The following is an 18,986-nucleotide window of genomic DNA, read 5'->3' on the forward strand; positions in this document are numbered from 1 at the left end:
CATCAACGCTCCAATCCGACAGGCACCGGAATTTGCCTAAGCACCTCTTCGAGAACGCTGATGGTGGTTGCCCCCTGCATGCGCGCTTCGGACCGAAGGTACAAGCGATGGCCCAAGACCAGCGGCGCCACCGCCTTCACATCGTCCGGCAGCACGAACGCTCTCCGCTGCTGCAGCGCGAACGCCTTGGCGCACGAAGCCAGCGCGATGCCGGCGCGCGGGCTTGCCCCCAGCAGAATAGCCGAATGCTTGCGGGTACCGCGAATCAAGGAGATCATGTAATCCGCTACGCTATTATCCAGGTGGATCGCCTCGGTAATCCGCTGGATCTCCAGAATATCGTCCACGGAAGCGACTGCGCTGAGCGAATCTGCCGAGCGGCCCGCTCCCGGCTCCAGCAGAAGTCTCTTCTCGGAATCGGCATCCGGATAGCCCAGCTTGATTTTCATCAAGAATCGATCTAATTGCGCTTCGGGCAGACTGTACGTTCCGTCAAATTCAATCGGGTTCTGCGTTGCGAACAGCGCGAACGGCTTCGGCAGCGGATAGCTGATGCCATCGACCGATACGTGGCGCTCCTCCATCGCTTCGAGCAGGGCGGATTGCGTCTTCGTCGTCGCGCGGTTGATCTCGTCGGCGAGCAGAATATTGGTCATGACCGGCCCCGGCCGGAATACGAATTGCTCTTCCTTCGGATGATAGATAGAGACACCGGTAATATCGGTAGGCAATAGGTCCGGGTTGCATTGAATCCGATGGAATACGCCGCCGATCGACCGGGCAAGCGCCTTCACCATCTGCGTCTTGCCGGTTCCGGGAACGTCCTCGATCAGCACGTGTCCGCCCGCCGCAAGCGCCGTTAACATCCATGTGATTTCTTCCTTTTTGCCGAAAATGCAAGATTCCATATTCCGTCGTATATGATCCAACATTTGCATGGCTTGCTGTTGTTCCATGTTCTGTCCTCCTATGGAATCTCGGATTTATTGATAGAAGTGCTATACGCTTACTTATTATACCTGAATTTGGAGCCTACCGTAAATTTCACAAAGCTACAAATCTGCATGGAAAAAAAGCCAAACCGCGATGCGGTTGGCTTGGGCGCCCGATCTTAACGGATCATCGCTGCGAACTCAAGAACGTAATAAGTATCGGTTAGACACTTCATCCCTTCGGTTTGACGACCAGGGCGGCGAGGAACGAGAAGATGATCGCCGCCGAGATGCCCGCGCTCGTCACCTCGAAGATGCCGGTGATGACACCGATCCAGCCGTCCCGCTGCAGCTCCGTCAAGGCACCGTGGACCAGCGAGTTGCCGAAGCTCGTAATCGGCACGGTGGCGCCCGCGCCGGCGAACTTGATGAGCGGCTCGTACCAGCCGATCCCGTCGACGACCGCGCCGGCTACGACCAGCAGGGACATCGTATGCGCCGGAGTCAGCTTCACGACATCGAACAGCAGCTGGCCGATGAGGCAGATGCCTCCGCCAATAATAAAGGCCCACAAATATTGCATGGTCGGTTCAAACTCCTTTCCTGGTGTGAAGGCTTATGCTTCAATCGATACGGCGTGCGCGACGCATGGAATCGACTCTCCTTGCTGGAAGGAGAGCGGACTAAGCAACGCGCCGGTCGCCACGACAAGAATCCGCTTCAGTTCCCCCTTAGCCATCCGCTTCAGCAAGTGCCCGTAGGTCACGACGGCGGAACAGGCGCATCCGCTTCCTCCCGCTTGAACCTTCTGCTTCTCCACATCGAATACCATCAGTCCGCAGTCATTGAACTGCGTCTGCTCCATCGGCACGCCGTTGCGCTTCAGAATCTCGGCTGCGATCGGGTGGCCGACGCCGGCCAGATCGCCCGTGACGATCAAATCATAGTACCCCGGCTCTCTTCCCGTGTCCTGCAGGTGTCCTTGAATCGTATCGACGGCGGCAGGAGCCATCGCGGCGCCCATGTTGAACGGGTCCTTAATGCCCAAGTCGACGACCTTCCCGATCGTCGCCGCCGTGACTCGCGGCCCCTCGCCAGTCTTGGCGATGACAGCTGCCCCGGCTCCCGTCACCGTGTATTGCGCAGTCGGCGGCTTCTGCGAACCGTATTCGGTCGGGTAGCGGAATTGCTTCTCGACCGTGCAATTGTGGCTGCTCGTGGCGGCCATCGCGTATTCCGCCGCGCCGGAAGCGACGATCAGCGAAGCGAGCGCCAGCGTCTCCATCGAAGTGGAGCAGGCGCCGAACACGCCGATATACGGCGCGCCGAACGTCCGGGCGGCGAAGGTGCTGCTGATGATCTGGTTCAGCAGATCGCCGCCGACGTAGAATTGAATCTGCTTCTTGTTGAGCTTCGCTTTGCTCACGGCGATGTCGGATGCCTGCTCCAGCAGCAGCCGCTCCGCCTTCTCCCAGGACGGCTGCTGCAGTTCCATGTCCGGATGCACCAGATCGAAGTCGGAAGCCAGCGGCCCCGCGCCTTCATCCGGCCCGACGACAGTGCCGACGGCCCGGATGACCGGCGGGTTCGGGTAGATCCACGTTCGCTCTCCGTGCAGCATCTTCATTGGCCTCCTATCCCGAGCAGCCAGTGAATGATGCCGATCACGAATGCTGCGACGACGCCGAACACGATGACAGAGCCGGCCAGCTTGAACATTTGGGCGCCGACGCCGAGCACCAATCCTTCGCTGCGATGCTCGATGGCAGCCGAGCACATCGAGTTGGCGAAGCCGGTCACCGGAACAGCCGTGCCAGCGCCGGCCCACTGCGCGATCTTGTCATAGACGCCAAGGCACGTCAGGATGACGCTGATCAGAATCATGACAGCGACCGTCGGGTTGCCGGCTTGTCGCTCGGTCATGCCGAACGCTGCGATGAAGAAATCCTGTACTCCCTGGCCGATCAAGCAGATCGCCCCGCCGACCAAGAAGGCGATCGCGCAATTGCGGAAGACGGACCGGGCGGGCTCCCGGTTCTTGGCGAATGCCTTGTACTCTTTGGCGGACATGGAGAGCGGTTTGTAGGAGATGGTCTTGCCACGGTCGGCCTCATTGGCAGGCATGGTGATCCTTCCCTTCAGCTTAGGCTTGCGGTGATGTCCGAATCATTATTTGCCAAAGGAAGAAGAACTATGACAGCTTCCGGCTAGCCGGCGGGCTTGTTGGCAACACTGGCAAGTATAAGGAGGGGTTGCGACATGCCGGGTGCGGATAACGTTCGAGCGGAAGGCAAGAAATTTTTTATCGGGGATATGAATCAGGAACTGGCGGGGCTTAAGGAACGGTTCGGCTTGGACGAGCGGCAGCTCATGCAGATCGAGACGATGCTGCATTGGTCGTACAATACCGGCTTCAACACAGGCGCGAACTACGGACGCCAGTTGAACGTGCACGAGCTATTGACGCCGGACGTGCCGACTTGGGGATGAGCGGACGGTGAAAAGATGACAGAACAGAGAGCCTTCGGGCTCTCTTTGTTTTACATCGGCGGCTCCGTACAGGCACGGATAGGCGGAAGCCCTCATACAATGGTAATGTTTCTCCCTTTCGACCGACCCTATCTGCCGGAGGTGGACATTACCGTGCCCGGAATATTCACAGCTATCGCATTGTTCATCAAGCAGTTGTCGCTTCTCGTCTCTTATGTCAAAAATAACGCGTTCCCGCAGCCCCTGACGGACGAGGAAGAAGCGCTTCATCTGAAGAGTATGGCCGAGGGCGATCCGAAGTCCCGCGACCTGCTCATCGAGCACAATCTTCGTCTCGTTGCCCATATCGTCAAGAAGTTCGACAATACGGGAGAGGATCTGGAGGACCTGATCTCGATCGGCACGATCGGGCTCATCAAGGCAATCGAGAGCTTCCAGCCGAACAAAGGCACGAAGCTGGCTACGTTCGCCGCGAGATGTATCGAGAACGAGATTCTCATGCATCTGCGCTCGCTGAAGAAGACGAAGAAGGACGTCTCGCTGCACGACCCGATCGGAACGGACAAGGAAGGCAACGAGATTACGCTGCAGGATATACTGGGCACCGAGCCCGACGAAGTGGAAGACAAGGTGCAGTTGAAGATCGAGAAAAGCAAAATTTACCGCAATCTCGACATTCTCGACGAGCGGGAGCAGGAGGTCATCCGCGGCCGCTTCGGCCTGGACGGCGGCGGCGACGAGCGGACGCAGCGGGAGATCGCCCGCGAGCTCGGCATCTCGCGCAGCTACGTGTCGCGGATCGAGAAGCGGGCGCTGATGAAGCTGTACCACGAGTTCTACAAGGCGAAGAAATAACCATCTAACGACAAGAAGCAGATCTCTCCCCTATGGATGGAGGAGGGATCTGCTTCTAGTTTTCGTATTACTATTTCACTACTTCCAACAGCCTTTCGTGAATGACCTTCCAACTTTGGCTTAAATCCACCGTATACACTCTGACTTCATGGCCGGATAAACGATATTTTAAACTCAACGAGTGATCCACCCAAGGGTACAACAGCGCTCCTTTAAGCGGTTTATTCACGTATCTCTTTTCGCTGTTTCTTAAATAAGAATAAAGCTGATATAAATTAGCACTCTTGAGTTTGTCGGTATCGAAACGTCCAGCAGCTAAAGTTTGGTAAGAGTATTTCGTGTCAATGATCCATTTGACATGTTCATTTTCCAAGGAAATATCGGTCTCCATTTTCGGCAGATAGCCGTCATTCTCACCCGACTCTTCATCCCAACGGATAATTTCCCGACTTACTCGATACCCCGGAATCTCCTTTCCATAGAAGTTACGAACAAAGGACTCGAATAATTCGGCCATCCGATAATGGTCTCTTTCAAAATCGGAAAACCGATTGGTGCCGTTCTCTTCATTAATCAACAACCCTTGAAAAATTAATTTACATATCTGTAGTACAAAGCCATAATGGCGGTTATGGCGATGTATGCCCGCCTTCTGAAATACCGCTTCCTCCAAGCGCATCAACGATACTTCCTGGAAATGCGAATACAGGACCATTAGTTGTTCTTTCAATGATGAGTTTAAGTTTTGGTTTCGTAGCAGGTAATGAATCGTCGATTTGACAATTCGGTTGTGTATGAGATTGTTGCTCAATTCGTCATAATGAATAAACATTTTGCCGCGCAGATGGGAAAGAGCGCGAACGGATGATGGGAAATCCAGCTTGCCGCGCAATGTTGAGCTTTCTTCATTGAAAGGCATGTATTCCTTGTACATCCCTTTCTTTATCATCGCTGAGACCTGAACGACCAGCACCCGGGCAAGCAGATCATATATACTTTGCGCTTCTTCTTGGTCGACGGGCTGCTGATGCCTTTCCTCCAGCCGATTCCACGCATAACAAAGCATATAGTATATATTCCGGATCGGAATCCTTCTAAGCTCCTTCAATGAGATTCCTCACTTTGTCCTCATTGTCAAACCAATACTCTCGCAGCAGCGGTTCAATCTCCAATTTGAGAACCCCTTTGTACCATGCCTCCTCATCGCCCACGGATCCAGATGGACAGAAATAACTATGCCCGATCTCGTACCCCTTACCTAAATTGACTTTGTCGTTTCGAATCTCACCGTTGATATCATTCATGGAAGCCACGATACGATTAATGAACCCTTGGCTAACGCCCTTGCTTTGAAGAAATTCCTGAAAAGCCGGAGTTCCAAACGCAGGTTCTACGGATACGAAAGCAAATCTTCTTCTCAATGCATAATCGACCAAGGCCAACGAACGGTCGGCCGTGTTCATAGTCCCTATTAGGTAAACATTATTTGGGATATAAAAGGGTTCCCCACTCTCCGAATAGGTAAGCTTGACAGAGTACGCTCTGGAACGTTTGTCACATTCAATCAACATCATGACTTCCCCAAAAATCTTCGAAAGGTTGCCCCTGTTAATCTCATCGATAATCATGTAATAGTTATGTTCGGGGTCCTTCGCCGCGCGTTGGCAGAAATCATAGAACACTCCATTGCGAAGCGAAAAACCTCCTCCTTCAGTGGGTTTATACCCCTGAATGAAGTCCTCATAGGAATAGGATTGGTGGAATTGAATCATGCTGATCCGACTGTCGTCTTTCGACCCATTATGGTAGTAGGCCAACCTTTTGGCAACAAAGGTCTTGCCTACGCCGGGAGGCCCCTGCAAGATCAAGTTCTTCTTACTTGTAAGGGAGTGCCGTATTTCTTCGATTTGCTCCGCGGAAAGGAACACCTCCTTCAATAATTGATCGAGGCCGAATGGCTGCGATTCATCAAGATCCATATTATCCAATTCTTGAACTATCCCTTTATCGATCATATCCTCATTCATGAATCCGATGAGATCTAATAATTCTTGCAAATAATCCTCATAGGGGGTTATGTTCGTCAGCGTTTTCGTTGCCAACTGCGACTTATCTTTCGGGATCTCCCAGTCCCCTGTATTGATCCATTCAACGGAACGTATCGAACGATATTCTTCCCGGGAGAAGTCATAACGATAATTTGAAGTAATTTTGCCGAATGCGATGATATGCCGATTGCCCTTCTTGATTAGCACATAGTCGCCGATCTTCATTTCCTTGGCAAATTGGTAATTGCAATGCGCATCATTCCTGGGCGTTTTATCTAGGTTGTAAGCCTCAATAAGCTTATCGATTATTTCCTGCTTCGTCTGATACTGTTCCAGATCGCCTAACTCCGGCCATCCGATGGCAATCAAATTATTACTGTGGAAATCCTCCCAGAGATACGCGTTCTCCCCGGCAGCCAGTACCCAGTATTGGACGCCATTCTCGGCAGCTATCTCTACTGTGTTTGAATCCTGTTTTCCGAATCTCATGTAGAGGAAACTAAAAAATTGATCGATCTCTAGGTAGATGGGCAGATCAGTATGTTTGCCTACAATATGCAAGTACTTCTCTTCAATTTGATGTTCCTTTAAACAACTCTGGAATTTCATAAACTTGTCCGCAAAAGTATCCCCGCGTCCATATCCCGGATCCAGTTGCAATACGTTTTCCACTGCAACCCGGTCACGCTGATTAAACATACAATACGATTCCGGATAAACGCCGGCGATGATCTCGCTCACCACGCTCTCGCCAATGCCAAATAATTTATATTGCTCGTCGTTTATAAATCGGTACATTCTCTCTTCCAAAGCCGCTTCGCCATAGAATAAGTACAAGAAGCTGTTCCGGTATTTCTCAATCGGGCCATTGATGTTGCCTAGAGCTCTGCCACGTGCTAGCGCCATGCTGGAAAAGGCGTTAACGTGCTTCCCGAGGGCTTGCACTTCTTCCCATTCCATTTTCCTCAACCGCTCTGGGTCTTTGAATGATTGGAAGAAGGTATGGTTCTCGTTGAGAAACTCGCAGCTTTCAAACCATTTCTTCGCTTGGTTCCGGAATACCTCGAGATATTTCTCTAGGAGAGGCGAGCTTGCCAGTTTGTGCAGTTGATCAGGGTCTTTCCATAATTCAAGGAGCACTTTGTACTCGCTTTCGGAAAGCTTATAGTTCGTGTTTTGATTGATTTTGAATATGGGAAGGTCCGCCGTAACCGGCCATTCTTTTAATTCATGGCGAAGAAGCATGCCCGCTTCCGGCGACGTCCGATGCTCGACTTTATTCAATTTCACTCTCCAACACTGCTCGCCTTCGTCAAAAACGGGTAGTTCGGCGATCCGAGCCAATCCAACGATGCCTCCCGTATTCTTCTGACCGCCGTCCGCCCTCCAAATAAACACCTGATCCTCAATCTTAATCTCATCTTTGAAATGCTTTTGCCGGATATCCCATTGCAAAATAGAACTCTCGGTTAGATACGTATCGATATCGAATACCTTAGGATTGCCTTGAAAGATCCAGTAGTTCATGGAGTGCCTCCCGTTTTGCGTAAATTGTCAATCTATCATATATTAACTGAAACTCGATACCCTGTTTCGATGCCTTCCAAATGATCGTCGAATAGGTCAGGTGCACCATGTTCCGCTTTAGTTACTTTTTGTTGCTTTTTGCTATGGTTCTTTGTAGCTTTGCGATATTCGGGATTTTTACGGAAATATCGTTCTCCTCGCTACTTCACCTTTTCGCCAATTCACGCACCTCCTTGCTAGTTTTTCAACAAGATTATTCATTAAAGTCCCCCCTCCTCCCTGTAGGAGAAGGTAAGAACACGCCGTATTGGTTAAATAAGCGGTTCCCCGGATCCACCCGCTTAGATGGAGGAACTCCCCATTTCGACGGCATCTTGCTCCGCGCATTACCACCACGCGAATTCACCGAATTCCGTTTACTTGTATTATTGTTATAATGCTTTGCTGTAGAAGAAAGTGAAATAATATATGGCTGAAGATTTGTCTGCATGGCTACATAGTGGTGCTTTCTGATCATCCATTTCTGGCAAAGCTCACAGTGCAAGGCGGAACATGGCGTGTAGTCGACGTGTTCACCTTTAACGATTTGGATCTGGACATTGCTTTTAATCAGCACCCTTTTGCATTTAGGGCATTTATTTTCATGATCCTGAAGAATATAATCAAGAGCTTTCACTCTCAATTCGGCAACATCTGCAGACTGCGGTTTGGGCGACGTCCGAGCAGGCTGCCCCATATGCGTTTTATTCTTCCCATGCGATTGCGTCTGTGCGGTCAACTCCTTGATAATCCACGTCCGATTAAAAGAATCTGTCACTTGCTTAAATGCAGACAGAACAAAACCCTTGTCGCAACGTTGGCAGTACCATACATCCGTTAGAAGGTTAGCGAAAGTCCCGTTATTGTGATGAGGACTGGCAACATAATGAGCTTCAAGCTTTCGTGGAATAACGGCACCACGGCACGACAAACAGGCATTAATCGGGGATGGAACCAAGATAACGCCATTAAGATGACGAATACTCAATCGACTCACCGCCAACCTAGGGTATTGTTATTTACAGGATGCCGCGATTAAAATGATGATAAACTTCATGCGGATACATGTTTAACAGCCGCATTAATGCTGTGCTAAAGCCGATCAGGATGATCGAGCCTTCGCTGTTTGATTCGAATTCGATGCCCCTCTCCAACAGGTATGAGGCTAACCGTCCGAATTCCTCTTCATATTCCCGATCAATCGGGTAAGCCCTTTGATGAACCTTAGCCATCAACTCCCAAGCCCCTAGCGTTTCGAATTGCGGTTGCCTTTGCTGCATATCTTCCGGGTTACCATATGCTGTCTCAAAGGCTAAGTCGATAAACTTCCGATTGCGTCTCAGTCCCTTCCATTCCGGGACTTCCAGACGTGGACCGAAGACATCCTCGACCTCATCTTCCAAGTCATCCAACATTGGAAACCTAGAATTGTAACCAAGACTTTCGACAAGCCCTTTGTAGTACCATTCCTGACTGCTGCGTCCGCGTTTGAAGCGCGACCACGCCGCCTCACCATACCGCTGTAAATCCCTATGAATCGAACGGATATTGTGTAATTTGTCCGCGCAGGAAGTTTGCCGAATCGGCAGAGAAGCAGATTTGAGCTCTTCCAACGTATGCTGCTTTCTCTCCTCCCAGGACGCTCCTTTGTCTGGTTCCGAGCAACCTTTCACAACTTCGAGCACTGCTGGGCCGAACAGCGCCAGCAACTCTTCCTCCGTCGTCTGCGTGTCTTCCAGCGTATCGTGCAATATCCCTGCTGCGATGACTTCCTCCGGACATCCCGCACGCTGCAGAATCATTCCGACGGCAAACGGATGGCTAATATAGGGTATCTCTGTGCCTTTTCGATTCTGTTCCCGATGCGCAAAGGCAGCAAACTCAATCGCCTTATCGATTAGAGACATATGCTTTGCTCCTCTCCCCATTCCTTCCACATGCTTAATCTACCATGAACAATTGACAACATAGTGTCTCGAACATACGTTTCAGCTTTGCATTTCCTAATCTTCCGCTACGAATCCAGCCAGCCTATGTAAAATAATAAAATGCTTCCCGGATCTTCTCCTCTTCAGGCACTTCGTAATAGCGGCATGAATAAAAAAACCGTGTATTCTATATGGCAGCTCTCGAGCCGCCATATAGAATACACGTCCTCCATCATTTGCATTATGTTCAGGCAATAGATCGGGAACCATCGTCGCCATACCGAACTCGCTCCTTGTCGAAAAAAAAGGGACATATTCCCTTTTTCGACATAGCCACGAGGAATTCCTTTTCTACCAATTAGAAAAATGTAACTTAACCCTTAACTATCTCCATCAACTTCTCGTAGCTATTAACCACATCGTACTTCAGTTGATCAGAGTTCAGCTTAGCAAAATGCCTCCGTGCACATTCAATCTTTGCCTTCTCGACTTCACGCAGCTCCATCGAATCCAGAGAGCCTTTCGTCGCGGCAATAAAGTAAATGTGCTTGACGCCGCCTTCTTTAAAAACAATCGCCCAGTCCGGGTTGTAATCACCAACTGGAGTCGGGATGTAGAAGCCACGCGGCAGCTTAGCGTAAATGTGTACTTCATTGCTTGTATCCAGCTCTTTCGCAAAAGCCCGCTCGATCTTGGAATCCGTCACCACATAGTCGTAGATGTGTTTCTCAACCGCTATCGCGTTTTGCCCAAGCTGTCCCTTCAATGTGTTCTTCGTGAACACATCCGTGTCGAATGTATCATTGATCACATCATACGTAATGGATTCAATGATGGTCGTTGCCTTCTGCTCGTTGATCAATCTTGAGGCCCGGATAATAAATTCCTCGGGATTTTTCTGGAACAACATGAATTTAGCCTGCTTAATGCCTTTCATAATGGCCACAATTGTCTTTCTGGTGAGCTTCGTTTCATCCATTAGTTTGCCGATCAAGTCGTATTTGATCTTCGACGGTGCAGCTTGGTGAACGTAATCCGCGTCCGTCTCTCGAATTTTGAACGCCTCTCCCTGCTTCAATTGATCACGGGATTCGATCTCATTCATTTCTCCATGCTTGATGGAATAACGAATGGAGGACACGTCCAAGCTCATATCAATCGCCATGATGCACTTCCGCACCAATTCCTCCGAATCGAACTGAACCGTGTAAACCGATCTCTTATTAATCCGGCTCCACAGCTCCTTGAATTCTTTCTTGTGGAAGTTGTTGTTCACCGTGATGCTCGGGATCGTATTCTTCCGGTCATCGTTCGTCATATCCGACTTACCTTCAACGTAGATCGTTTTAACCAGTTCAATAAGTTGCTCTTGATGTGCATTCAGCTCATCAGGTAGTTTGATGGTTTGTTCTTCTACGGCAGCAAAGTAAGCATCCGTCAGATTGTAGTCATCGTCGGTATAGCCATTACGAATGAACGCGTTTTGCAGCTTGTTTGCGAGTCTCTCATCGATCTTCAATTGTTCGCCGCGGGCATTCACAAGGACTTTTTCCAAAAAGAAGTCACTGTCCGCCTTGCGTGGGCGATCCGACAATGTCGCTGCAATCTCGCTCTGGAGCTGTCTGGCAAATTGCCCATAGGATTCACTTGCAACAACGGTCAGTGCATTAATCTCGTGAACGTCAATACCAGGAATACTGGAATCGATCCGTTCGCCATACTTGTTCACGCAGAGCCGCAAATCCACGCCCAACTTCCTGCCGCTTCTTGATCGTAGAATCACTGTGCTTGAGCGTGCAAATCTGGAATACGTTCGGGTTGTCCCAGCCTTCCTTCAACGCTGAGTGGGAGAAAATAAACCGTGTCGGTTCCTCAAAGCTGAGAAGTTGCTCCTTCTGTCGCATAATCAGGTCATATGCGTCTGCATCATCGGAATCGGTTTCTCTGGCAGACACTTTGGAATCAACGAACCGTCAAGAAGTTGCGGGTAATCATTCACAAGAATTTGAATGTCCTTTAAGCTTCCTTTACCGTTCATATGCTGCGGAAATCGCGGCATACTCACTCCTCCTTCTTTAATAAGCCTACTTCTTGCGCTTCATGTTTCGATATTTCTGGCTGTGCAGCTCCTTGCGCATCATCGGAGAGTAAGATAAATGGTCGATCGATTCTATCCTCTCGTATAATTTCTTTGACTCTTCGCGCAGTTCCGTATCATCGGTTTGAATGGCCATTCTCAGTAGATCGTCGGCTTGAGATTGCAGCATGGTTTTGCCGGACTCCACATCACCTTGATCAAAAGCATTCATTGCCTTCTCAATGGCGAGCGCAGTTTCGGTGATTTTAATGTGTTTTTCTACGTTCGCTTCGAGAGGCATATTCAAGAGGTCGATATGGTTTGTGAACTCGGCGTTAGCCGTCAATTGGAATTGACACGGTTGAACCCCTTCCGTGATATCGACGTAGTCCCATTCAAAATCGAGCAATGGGTGCGAACCAACGGAATGCGGGTACACCATCATTTCGATCAGAATCGATTTGACCTCCGAGTCGTAAATATCACCCAGCATCATCTCCATTGCGCCATTGTCTTCCGTCACCTGATACCCGTATACATTCGTTATCCGAGCATATTCCGTTGGCTTGAGCTTCATTCTGACATTCTGAGCCACAACCGTCAGAACGCCTTGGAGCTCCTTTGCGAAGATTGATGGAATATCATCCGGTCTCTCGATGTAATAGAAATTGCCTCCTCCTTCATCGGCGATGCCCTCCATGAGGTCCTCATCGAACCCATGTCCGACGCCGAGCGTCGAGATCCCCACTCCCATGCTGCGATACTCCCTTGCGATTTGAGCGAGCTTCTGCCGGTCCGTAATTCCTTGATTCGCGTGACCGTCCGATAGAAGAAGAATTCGATTTACCATCCCGTCCTGCTTGGACTGATGGACATATTGCGCTCCCTGAATCATCCCTCCGCTTAGGTTTGTGCTTCCACCCGACTGGATAGAAGCGATCTTCTTCTTCAATAGATCCTTATGTGTTACCTTCTCCGGAGGGAATACGGTCAACACTTCGTCGTCGAAGGCGACCATGCTCAGTACATCGCTTGAGGATACCTGCTCCGTGACGTATTGGCATGCTTTCTTGCTGAATTCGAGCGGAAGTCCTTCCATCGATCCGCTTCGGTCTAGTACCAGGCCAATATTGATCGGCGCCCTCTCTGGCTTTTCAGCGGCAGCCCTCCCCGTCAACTCAACGAGCAAATACACCTTGTCCGTTCCGCCGCACGGCAGGTATCTACGGTTCCAACTATGTGAAAACAAAATAGGGTTTGCCATTCTCCACCACTCCTTTAGGATTGTAGTGACAGAATAGCAAACCCTTGCGGCGTTAAGGTGTCAGGGAACGAGTGTTCTGTATTTTTTGAATACTCCGCTTTGCTTTTAGCGCTAGTCCCACATTATCCTTATCTCATCTTCCGCCATCTCAAGTGATGTCTTTTTGCAATTGGGACACGGATAATCTCCTATTCGATCTTGATCCACGCCTATTGCAGATCCATTACATTCATGGCACCAGTGTTTAAGAGATATCTGTTCGTCATCCTGAAGGACGACGACTACGTCAAATTCGCTGAATAAAAGTTGGCAATCGGTACATTGCAGGACGTGTTGGTAATGAGCCAACCCTTGAAAATGCTCCGTTTGTTCGGCTATAGACATTAACTCTTCCGCAGCAAAAGGATGCAAGGATTCCAAGATAAATGGATATTCAAACTGATCGAAACCGACGCCTACCAAGAACGTCTGTGAAAAGGTGCAATCTCTGCATCGAATCGAACTACTGTGTCCCATCCGCAATCCTCTTTCTTCTTTTATGTAGTCATCTTCGTTAGAGAGGTCAAAAAATCGATCATGGATAAAAATTCCGTCATTACGGTAGCCGCCATTAACCCGATCAGAACTCGCCCAAAGCTTTCGCGGTGCTCCTCGTATCGATAAACGTCACAAATCTTGAAAAACAGAGCTGAATTAGCTAGGGTCATAGTGAACATGCGTACTACAAGAATGCCGATCATCACAGATAAACAATTTTGCTCAAAATCTTTTTGATTTGACGAATGGCTCTCTGTTTTTCCTCTCTAACCCTGAGAGGGCCCATGTTCTGTGTAGTGAGGATATATTGCAGAATGGGGGCCATCGCTTCATCCGCCAACTCTTCGGAGTCTTCAGCTTCCGAATCATCTTGCTCGTTAACCGCTTCATCATCTTCAAGATCAGGACCATAATCAGGAAAGAACGGATATCGATCGCGATCGACTTCATATTCGCTTAGAGCGTAGTCGGCATCCGTATAATCAAACTCCTTAACCGGCTGAGCAAGAATGAACAACTTCCCCTCTTCCTTGGAGAACCGTCCCCAACCTTTATCATGGTATAAGTACCTACTGAATACTGTAAGCTCCTTTGCCGTTACTTTGGAAGCAATAGGATGGAAGAACACTAACAAGACGTCGATTGTTCCTTCGGTTACACCCAGAAAGATCAAACTCTTGATTCCCTTAAAAGTCTTATTAAACTCCTCGGTCGCCTCCAGTACTTGTTCTTTGAAAGCCGACAATGGCGTTCCCTTCGCTTCCTCGCTCGGGTTCTTTAATTTCAGAACCATGTAATGATAAGAATAGTTTGCTTGTCTCATGTGAATCTCCTCCATAAATATTATTCTTTATATTCTTATATTAATTCTTAAAATTCTTAATGTCAATAATTTTCTTCCAAAATATTCTTATAGCAAAAAGACCAACTCTCTCCATGCGAGTTGGCCAGTCTTCTCTTAAAATTTGTTTCTTTTAAATCTCTGGGGGTCAACTTGATCAAGCTTAAGTATCACAATGACCTTTCGGCTTACCTTGGAACCCTTTCTTAAGTGCCTCTTTTTGTAGTCTTAAAAGCTGCAGTTCGTTGCCACTGAATGCTAGTTCAATCAGGTCAACATTCGGTACAATTATCGCCATCTTCCAATAATCTGCTTCTGCCATCATGCGTATACCGTGATAAAGTTGCTCATCTGTGTTTTGCAAAAATACCAAGCCACCGCTCTGCTTGGATATTTCCTTCATCCCAAGAGCATAAGCGTAAGTCACGAAGCCGTGATCCCACATTTTCCCCCTATCTTCAGTTGTTGTCAATAATATTGTTTCTTCAACATCCATATTAATAATTTTCGGGAATGGAATTAAGTTGTCGTCCATGACATCCCCCTCCTCTATACATGATGTCGTTATCTATTCGTCGGATTAATGTTTCCCATCTAAATAGGCTGTAATAACAGTTGCGATAAATGCCGCAATACTGACAGCATCCAAACTGAAGGACAGAACATAGAAATTCTCTTTAAAGTAACTAAGTGAAAACTTCATAGACACCGCGAGAATTATATAAAGGTAAATATACTTTATCATATATAACTTTCGTAACATCAACTCACCAAATTCATATCGTTTTTTCCTCATCATCCAATGGAATAGAGACATTTAATCCACTATCCAAACACCTTACACTCACAACTATGACAGGAGCAGTTTCCAGTCAGTTAAATTCAAAAAGAATACAACAACGTTTAAGAAACCGGCTCCAAAGAGTGACATCGCTGCCATACGCGCAGAGGGGTAAATTCGTCTTTCGAGTGTTAGAACCCATAGACTGCGACGAGCGGTGTATATGACCACAATGATATTACAAGTCATAAGTGCAGACTTCGAAAGCTTCTCGATCGTATTCCAGCCAGCTAAGGCAGATACGATATGTATACCGCCAAATAGCAAGACAGCACAAAGCATGGCAATCCCTTTTCTTAGTAGGAGCTTTGGGTTACGGATCTCCTCTTGTATCGTTCTACCTCCTCTCGATGAATTGCCCTGCTTAGCTCTTAAACCTCCTTACATAATAGAACAATGCATGGGTTACTCTTTGTCAGCGAATGTACGTTCTCCATAATTGCGAGCAAGAACCCTGATTTGATGTCACAATAAAGAATAAAACCAACTCGCTCGTACCGTGAGTTCGTTAGTTACATTTTCAATTCGTTGCGCTCAGATATATTTCATCCGCCATATCCTTAATTAAACTGCCCATCGCCAGCTTGTCTCGCCATTTCTTTGGAATGCCGTTAACCCCGTAGTAAGCGCCGGCGATTTGCCCATACACGGCCCCGGTCGTATCCGCATCATCCCCGAGATTAACGGCCTTCAGCGCACCGGTCTCAAAGTTATCGGTTCGATCGAACGCCCACAAGGCTGCTTCCAACGATTTCACCACGTAGCCCGAGCCTTGGATCTCTGGTGGTTCCTTTCGCTTATATGACCCGGCTAATATATCGGCAATTCGAGGCGACAAAGACTGCGGATCCAGCCAGTTATCGAACGCGGATGGGTTCAGTATTCTTTCTTTAGACCAACCGTGCACTCCCGCCAAAAGATAAGCAGCCATCAACCTACATGCATCTATGCATTCTTCGGCGGCATGCGTTGTCCGTGAGCTCAGCGCGGAGAAATGAATAGCTTGTTCCGGATCCGACGCATAAAACAATGGAACTGGACATAGCCGCATGATGGAACCGTTGCCGGCCGAATTAGGTTTGGTAGAGCCGCAATACCCCTCTCCCGTTCGCTCGAATCGGCGGATCGCTTCTGCAGTCGCATTTCCGATGTCGAAGCACGTTCCGGTGCTGCTTAAGTACCCCTCACGTCTCCACTTAGAGTATCGTTGCATTTGATGTACGGGATCGAATCCGTTGGTCTCGATCAAACTCTCCGCCAAACATAGCGCCATTGAGGTATCGTCTGTCCACTCTCCGGGATTCAACTGAAAAACTCCGCCCCCGACCATATCCTGCACAGGTTGAAACCCACCAGGCGTCGTAAATTCAACGGTTGTACCAAGAGCGTCCCCGATTGCCAGACCAGTCAAACTTCCTAAGAATCGCTCACGATTCAGTTCCATACCGTACCACCACTTCCCTTACTGATACATCTTGAACCACTCTGATAACTGCTCCTTCATCGATTCTCGGACTGCCTTTGGCTCCAATATTTCCGCAGAAGGTCCGTATTGCATAACCCATTTCAGAAACTCCTTCTCGTTGTTGACGGTCACTTCAAAAAGTAAGCTGCCGTCCTTCTGATCCTTCATCCGCGGACGAACAAACAGTTCCTCTTCCTTGATATATCTGGCCACATCGGCGTTGAATCGAACCTTGAAAGTGATGTTCTTGTCCCCGCGGTCGATCGACCACGTGTTCTTTAAATAAGTTCTGATGTTGAAATCGCCTTTGTCGAAGCTCTCTCCCGTAATCTCCACTTTCTGAAAGCGGCTAATCCGAAAAGTACGTATACTCTGCTTCGTGTGGCAGTACCCGATTAAATAAAATCGTTGATCGCGAGGAACGAGATAATATGGATCGATTTTGCGCTCGGTAGTTTCGTTTCGGTACTGGGTATGGTACACAGTATCGATTGTACTGTGATCCAAGATTGCTTGAATAATCGGTTGCAGATAGCTGGGACTTTCCTTCCGGTATGCAGGTGTACCCATCTGAATGATGCCGGCGATATCTTCGATTAGATTGTTCTGCCGAGATTTTTCTTTCAGATGTGTCCCCATCACTTTGTCGTAGGCGGTATCAAAACCTGGCGGCAACTTATCCTTGTCCAGCATCGATGGCAGAAGGGAGAACACAAGAGCTTCCTGTTCGGTAAAGTTTAGCGGATACAGGAAAAACCTGCCCATAAAACGATAACCAGTGCCTCTGCCTTCATTGGTAATGGGCGCGATGAGGCTGAGAATCTCCAGATCACGATAAATGGTTCGGATATTCACGTCGCACTTCAATGCCAAATCCGCCGCAGATATGCCTGGATTAGCCTGAATCGCATTGATAATATTGAAGATGCGTATAACTTTGTCTATTATAGGTACAACCTCGCTTGAGACTTCTAGAATTATAATTCAAGTTCTCGATAATAAAAATTTCGATAATGTCTAATCAGGCTCCTCCTTTGGAGGGCTGAAAACTTGCTTCATGCATGCCAATCATGTGGACATCGCGATCGTAAAAACCGAGGAAAGGAATTCAATTAAAGCAGCATGCTTTTCCATCACGAGCGTTTACAGTACTACGAGTTAATGATATTATTTAGATACATTGAGGATTTCAAAAATTTGGTGCACTTACTTCAAACTGAGCCATATCCTTTTAGGGATAACTCTTTTTGAAGTGGTGTGGACCGCATGAAAAATTCATCTTCATCTTGACCAAGCCACTTATATTCTTTGTCATCATTACCGAGACTAAGAAATTAAGGAGGATGGTCATTGTGAATGATTACGAGGAACGAAAGGGGGAGTTATCCATGGCTACTGCAAAGAAACTTGATCAAATTGAACTTAACCCTAAAAATAAGGATCAGTTTGATCGTGTTGTTAAGTTCCTGGAAGCTACAGAACTCCCGAACATTGTTAAAAGTGTCGATCACACCTATAAACCAACTCCAAGGGCCAAGAAAAAATGATTGCTTATTATGATCCGTTCTCAGACAAGCATAGGAAGAAAATTCGCCGTTTTAGATCTGGCGATGATTTAGTCGATGGCTTCATAAACGAAGAGGCCGGCGAGTTGCATGATTTATGTGCAGCTCGCACGCGCCTCTATTTTGATACAGAAGACAACTTGGTTGGTTATTTTACTTTAATGCCAACCACAATTAAGTTAAGTGAGCAAACAAGGATTCAGTGGGAATTAGGAACCAGGCGAATTATTCATCCAGCCCTCCATATCTTGTATTTTGGTATCCACGAGGAATATAAGCTTCGAGGATATGGAAGGCATATGATGCGGGATATCATCCATATGGCTAGGAATTTTGCTGTTGACATTGGCTGCCGTTGTTTGGTTCTAGAAGTTAAACGCGATAACAATGATGCTATCGCTTTTTATGAAAAGATGGAGTTTGTTACGATCGAAGAGGACGAGCCATACAATAAAATGGCATTGAGAATCGCTCCTTATACGGTAGAAGAACTTGAACTGATGGAATGAAAAAAATATGCTTATCGAAGATGACGGAGAACTACTTTAAGGGACCCGTCTTTTTTTATGAAATCGTG

18 protein-coding genes are annotated in these 18,986 nt (G+C 48.0%); 4 read left to right on the top strand and 14 right to left on the bottom strand.

From position 1 onward, the window contains the following. Positions 1–2 precede the first annotated feature (2 nt). From H4Q31_RS00415 to spoVAC, 4 genes are all read right to left on the bottom strand, one after another. Positions 3–956, bottom strand: a complete 954-nt coding sequence (locus H4Q31_RS00415) for an AAA family ATPase (RefSeq protein ID WP_185177097.1) — start codon at positions 954–956, stop codon at positions 3–5. Positions 957–1,164: 208 nt separating this feature from the next. Then, positions 1,165–1,515 (bottom strand): stage V sporulation protein AE, encoded by a 351-nt coding sequence (spoVAE, locus tag H4Q31_RS00420; RefSeq protein WP_185177098.1) that lies wholly within the window; start codon positions 1,513–1,515, stop codon positions 1,165–1,167. Positions 1,516–1,548: 33 nt separating this feature from the next. Continuing rightward, the gene (spoVAD, locus tag H4Q31_RS00425) at positions 1,549–2,553 is read right to left on the bottom strand and encodes a stage V sporulation protein AD (RefSeq protein ID WP_185177099.1); all 1,005 of its coding nucleotides are present in this window, start codon (positions 2,551–2,553) and stop codon (positions 1,549–1,551) included. Between the two features lie 2 nt (positions 2,554–2,555). After that, the gene (gene spoVAC, locus H4Q31_RS00430) at positions 2,556–3,056 is read right to left on the bottom strand and encodes a stage V sporulation protein AC (protein WP_185177100.1); all 501 of its coding nucleotides are present in this window, start codon (positions 3,054–3,056) and stop codon (positions 2,556–2,558) included. Between the two features lie 135 nt (positions 3,057–3,191). Between spoVAC and H4Q31_RS00435 the strand changes: the two genes are divergently transcribed. Together H4Q31_RS00435 and sigK are read left to right on the top strand one after the other, a co-directional pair. Continuing rightward, on the top strand, positions 3,192–3,422 hold the full coding sequence (locus tag H4Q31_RS00435; protein ID WP_185177101.1) for a hypothetical protein: 231 nt from the start codon (positions 3,192–3,194) through the stop codon (positions 3,420–3,422). A gap of 153 nt (positions 3,423–3,575) precedes the next feature. Continuing rightward, positions 3,576–4,277 (top strand): RNA polymerase sporulation sigma factor SigK, encoded by a 702-nt coding sequence (sigK, locus tag H4Q31_RS00440; protein WP_185177102.1) that lies wholly within the window; start codon positions 3,576–3,578, stop codon positions 4,275–4,277. A gap of 70 nt (positions 4,278–4,347) precedes the next feature. On the opposite strand, the gene mcrC is transcribed toward sigK, so the two are convergent. The 10 genes from mcrC to H4Q31_RS00490 form a co-directional block, all read right to left on the bottom strand. Beyond that, complete coding sequence (gene mcrC / locus H4Q31_RS00445) at positions 4,348–5,385, bottom strand: 5-methylcytosine-specific restriction endonuclease system specificity protein McrC (RefSeq protein ID WP_185177103.1); 1,038 nt, start codon at positions 5,383–5,385, stop codon at positions 4,348–4,350. Next, positions 5,372–7,852, bottom strand: coding sequence for a DUF8426 domain-containing protein (locus H4Q31_RS00450; protein WP_185177104.1), 2,481 nt, complete (start codon positions 7,850–7,852; stop codon positions 5,372–5,374). The genes mcrC and H4Q31_RS00450 overlap by 14 nt, the downstream gene beginning before the upstream one ends. Before the next feature lie 253 nt (positions 7,853–8,105). After that, entirely contained in the window at positions 8,106–8,879 is a 774-nt protein-coding gene (locus H4Q31_RS00455) for a hypothetical protein (protein ID WP_185177105.1), read from the bottom strand. Between the two features lie 31 nt (positions 8,880–8,910). Beyond that, complete coding sequence (locus tag H4Q31_RS21730) at positions 8,911–9,798, bottom strand: HD domain-containing protein (RefSeq protein ID WP_185177106.1); 888 nt, start codon at positions 9,796–9,798, stop codon at positions 8,911–8,913. Between the two features lie 394 nt (positions 9,799–10,192). After that, positions 10,193–11,566, bottom strand: coding sequence for a restriction endonuclease (locus H4Q31_RS00465; RefSeq protein WP_311771651.1), 1,374 nt, complete (start codon positions 11,564–11,566; stop codon positions 10,193–10,195). A gap of 337 nt (positions 11,567–11,903) precedes the next feature. Next, positions 11,904–13,160: a vWA domain-containing protein gene (locus tag H4Q31_RS00470; RefSeq protein ID WP_185177107.1), complete on the bottom strand. Its 1,257-nt coding sequence runs from the start codon at positions 13,158–13,160 to the stop codon at positions 11,904–11,906. Positions 13,161–13,899: 739 nt separating this feature from the next. After that, complete coding sequence (locus tag H4Q31_RS00475; RefSeq protein WP_185177108.1) at positions 13,900–14,520, bottom strand: hypothetical protein; 621 nt, start codon at positions 14,518–14,520, stop codon at positions 13,900–13,902. A gap of 181 nt (positions 14,521–14,701) precedes the next feature. After that, positions 14,702–15,073, bottom strand: a complete 372-nt coding sequence (locus H4Q31_RS00480; protein ID WP_185177109.1) for a hypothetical protein — start codon at positions 15,071–15,073, stop codon at positions 14,702–14,704. A gap of 826 nt (positions 15,074–15,899) precedes the next feature. Continuing rightward, positions 15,900–16,823, bottom strand: a complete 924-nt coding sequence (locus H4Q31_RS00485) for an ADP-ribosylglycohydrolase family protein (RefSeq protein WP_185177110.1) — start codon at positions 16,821–16,823, stop codon at positions 15,900–15,902. Positions 16,824–16,841: 18 nt separating this feature from the next. Next, positions 16,842–17,792 carry a helix-turn-helix transcriptional regulator gene (locus tag H4Q31_RS00490; RefSeq protein WP_185177115.1) on the bottom strand — a complete coding sequence of 317 codons (951 nt, stop codon included), beginning with the start codon at positions 17,790–17,792 and terminating at the stop codon, positions 16,842–16,844. Between the two features lie 404 nt (positions 17,793–18,196). On the opposite strand from H4Q31_RS00490, the gene H4Q31_RS00495 reads away from it, so the two are divergent. Together H4Q31_RS00495 and H4Q31_RS00500 are read left to right on the top strand one after the other, a co-directional pair. Beyond that, complete coding sequence (locus H4Q31_RS00495; RefSeq protein ID WP_185177111.1) at positions 18,197–18,391, top strand: hypothetical protein; 195 nt, start codon at positions 18,197–18,199, stop codon at positions 18,389–18,391. After that, entirely contained in the window at positions 18,388–18,918 is a 531-nt protein-coding gene (locus H4Q31_RS00500; RefSeq protein WP_185177112.1) for a GNAT family N-acetyltransferase, read from the top strand. Before H4Q31_RS00495 ends, H4Q31_RS00500 begins: the two co-directional genes overlap by 4 nt. Positions 18,919–18,986 lie beyond the last annotated feature (68 nt).

It is taken from the genome of Cohnella lubricantis, assembly GCF_014212015.1.
Lineage (GTDB): Bacteria > Bacillota > Bacilli > Paenibacillales > Paenibacillaceae > Cohnella > Cohnella lubricantis.

What these genes read in the sequence shown, in the direction of transcription:
- H4Q31_RS00415 (WP_185177097.1), bottom strand. Translation starts at nt 956, where the DNA reads ATGGAACAACAGCAAGCCATGCAAATGTTGGATCATATACGACGGAAT.
- spoVAE (WP_185177098.1), bottom strand. Translation starts at nt 1,515, where the DNA reads ATGCAATATTTGTGGGCCTTTATTATTGGCGGAGGCATCTGCCTCATC.
- spoVAD (WP_185177099.1), bottom strand. Translation starts at nt 2,553, where the DNA reads ATGCTGCACGGAGAGCGAACGTGGATCTACCCGAACCCGCCGGTCATC.
- spoVAC (WP_185177100.1), bottom strand. Translation starts at nt 3,056, where the DNA reads ATGCCTGCCAATGAGGCCGACCGTGGCAAGACCATCTCCTACAAACCG.
- H4Q31_RS00435 (WP_185177101.1), top strand. Translation starts at nt 3,192, where the DNA reads ATGCCGGGTGCGGATAACGTTCGAGCGGAAGGCAAGAAATTTTTTATC.
- H4Q31_RS00450 (WP_185177104.1), bottom strand. Translation starts at nt 7,852, where the DNA reads ATGAACTACTGGATCTTTCAAGGCAATCCTAAGGTATTCGATATCGAT.
- H4Q31_RS21730 (WP_185177106.1), bottom strand. Translation starts at nt 9,798, where the DNA reads ATGTCTCTAATCGATAAGGCGATTGAGTTTGCTGCCTTTGCGCATCGG.
- H4Q31_RS00470 (WP_185177107.1), bottom strand. Translation starts at nt 13,160, where the DNA reads ATGGCAAACCCTATTTTGTTTTCACATAGTTGGAACCGTAGATACCTG.
- H4Q31_RS00475 (WP_185177108.1), bottom strand. Translation starts at nt 14,520, where the DNA reads ATGAGACAAGCAAACTATTCTTATCATTACATGGTTCTGAAATTAAAG.
- H4Q31_RS00480 (WP_185177109.1), bottom strand. Translation starts at nt 15,073, where the DNA reads ATGGACGACAACTTAATTCCATTCCCGAAAATTATTAATATGGATGTT.
- H4Q31_RS00485 (WP_185177110.1), bottom strand. Translation starts at nt 16,823, where the DNA reads ATGGAACTGAATCGTGAGCGATTCTTAGGAAGTTTGACTGGTCTGGCA.
- H4Q31_RS00500 (WP_185177112.1), top strand. Translation starts at nt 18,388, where the DNA reads ATGATTGCTTATTATGATCCGTTCTCAGACAAGCATAGGAAGAAAATT.